The sequence below is a fragment of the Mesorhizobium sp. M2A.F.Ca.ET.037.01.1.1 genome (assembly GCF_003998075.1).
Classification (GTDB): Bacteria; Pseudomonadota; Alphaproteobacteria; order Rhizobiales; family Rhizobiaceae; genus Mesorhizobium.
Window position 1 is genome coordinate 1 of the sequence record NZ_RZSA01001038.1, and the last position, 2,190, is coordinate 2,190.

General features: G+C 63.0%; 2 protein-coding genes. Both read left to right on the forward strand.

The window, feature by feature from the left end; genetic code table 11:
• The first annotated feature begins 119 nt into the window (after nucleotides 1-119).
• A complete protein-coding gene (locus EOA27_RS33070; protein WP_126079137.1) occupies nucleotides 120-1,232 on the forward strand; it encodes a sugar ABC transporter substrate-binding protein in 1,113 nt (370 codons plus the stop codon).
• A 73-nt stretch (nucleotides 1,233-1,305) separates the two neighbouring features.
• Nucleotides 1,306-2,190, forward strand: an 885-nt coding sequence (locus EOA27_RS33075) for an ABC transporter permease (RefSeq protein ID WP_145970706.1), incomplete at its 3' end; no start/stop codon positions are given.

Here is a 2,190-nt window from a genome sequence, read left to right on the forward strand (position 1 = left end):
TTCAGGAAGTAACTAGATGGTGCATTCAGCGACCAAGAGAGCGGTTTGGACGGCCTGGCTTCTCGGGGTTGCTCAATAGACGGCCCGCCCTTGCGGGCTGTCGCCAAATGGGAGGTAACATGTCGACTTTCATCAAGGATTTCATCGAGCGCGAGACCGTCAACCGACGCAATTTCCTGCTCGCCACGGCTGCCGGCATGGGGGCGATGGCCGTGCCATTCGCCTTCGGCGGCAGCGCTGCCCGAGCGGCGATCAGCGACCCGGCGATCGCCTGGTCGTACCGCGACCGCGCCTCGGCTTACTGGAACTCGATCGTGTCGGGCGGCGAGGCACTCGTGGAATCCCTCGGCAAGACCAAGGATTCCCTCGTCTCGCTGATCAACGAAGGCTCCTCCGAAAAGTCGCTGGCCGACATCAAGGCGTTCCTGGCCAAGACCGGCGGCAAGTGCGCTATCGCCTGCGACGCCAATGACAGCCCGAACGCCCGTCCGGTGGTCGAGGCTGTGCGCGACGCCGGCGCCTACATTTCCACGATTTGGAACAAGACCGACGACCTGCACCCGTGGGACATCGGCGACAATTACGTCTCGCACATGACCTGGTCGGACGAGAAGCCGGCCGAGCAGACGGCGCGGATCCTGTTCGACGCCATGGGCGGCAAGGGTGGCGTCGTGCATCTGGGTGGCATTGCCGCCAACAACCCGGCAATCGAGCGTCTGAACGGCTTGAAGAACGCCTTGAAGGACTTTCCCGATATCGAGCTTTTGGATGCTCAGCCCGCAGACTGGGACACGACCAAGGGCACGGAGCTGATGGCGTCTTTCCTGACGCGCTTCGGCGACAAGATCACCGGCGTGCACTGCGCCAACGACAACATCGCCTATGGCGTGATCGAGGCGCTGCGCGCCGAGGGGATCGAGAATATGCCGATCGTCGCCTATGACGGAAATCCGGAGGCCGTGAAGCTGGTGATGGAGGGCAAGCTCCTGGCGACCGTCTTCACCAATCCGCACTGGGGCGGCGGCATCACGGCGGCGCTCGCTTATTACGCCGCGACCGGCGCCTTCAAGCCTTCGGAAGAGCCGAAGGAGCACCGCGAATTCTACGGCCCGACGGTCCTGGTCACCAAGAAGGACGCGGCGGACTTCAAGGCCAAATATCTGGACGCCGTTCCTTCGTACAATTGGAAGGATTTCTGGGGACCGAGCAACGGCCAGATCAAGTACAAGTAATACGAAGCTCGATCGAGCGGCCCTGAAACGGGCCGCTCCCCCCTATACGGCACGCTTGGACGGGAGGCCGGAGTTGCCACGCATCCTCACGCGGGAGAACGCGATCCGCTGGGCGCCCTTCATGGTGCTTCTCGCGCTCATAGTGCTATTCACGGCGATAAACCCCTCATTCCTGTCGCAACGCAACTTCGCGCGCATCGCGATCGCGGCGGCGCCCGCGCTCATGGTGGCGGTCGGGGTGACCTTCATCATCGTGATGGGTTCTATCGACCTTTCCATGGAGGGCGTCGTTTCCCTGACGGCCGTTCTTTTTTGCTTCCTGATGCTGGCGCTCGGCGGAACGCTCGCGTCGGGCGGCTGGATCGCAATCCCGGTCATTCTCGCCGTCGGGGCCGCGATCGGCCTGGTGAACGGTTTCATCCACGTCAAGCTGAAGATACCATCCTTCATGGCGAGCCTCGCGCTCGGATTCATCGGCACGGGCGCCGCGATCCTGCTGACCGGCGGCGACATCGTCAAATTCAACGATCCGACGTTCCGCGCTCTGCTGACCTGGCGCATCCTCGGCTTTCCGCTGATGGTCTATGTCGCGGGGCTCTGCCTCGTCCTCGCCTGGTTCATCCAATCTCAGACCCGCCTTGGGCGTTACTTTTATGCGGTCGGCGGCGGCGAGGAACTCGCCCATGCCTCGGGCGTGCGGGTGCAGCATGTGAGGATGGCCGGCTTCTCGCTTGCCGGCTTCTTTTACGCGATCGCGGCGATCCTGCAGGTGGCGAAGCTCGGCCAGGCCGAATCCGTCACCGGATCGAACTTCATGTTCATGTCCATCACTTCGGTGGTGGTCGGCGGCGTGGCGCTCTGGGGTGGCATCGGCGGCGTTTGGAACACGCTCGTCGGCGTCCTGATCGTCGCCGTCATCAACAACGGCATGGTGGTCATCGGCCTGCCCGATTTCCTG

What these genes read in the sequence shown, in the direction of transcription:
- EOA27_RS33070 (WP_126079137.1), top strand. Translation starts at nt 120, where the DNA reads ATGTCGACTTTCATCAAGGATTTCATCGAGCGCGAGACCGTCAACCGA.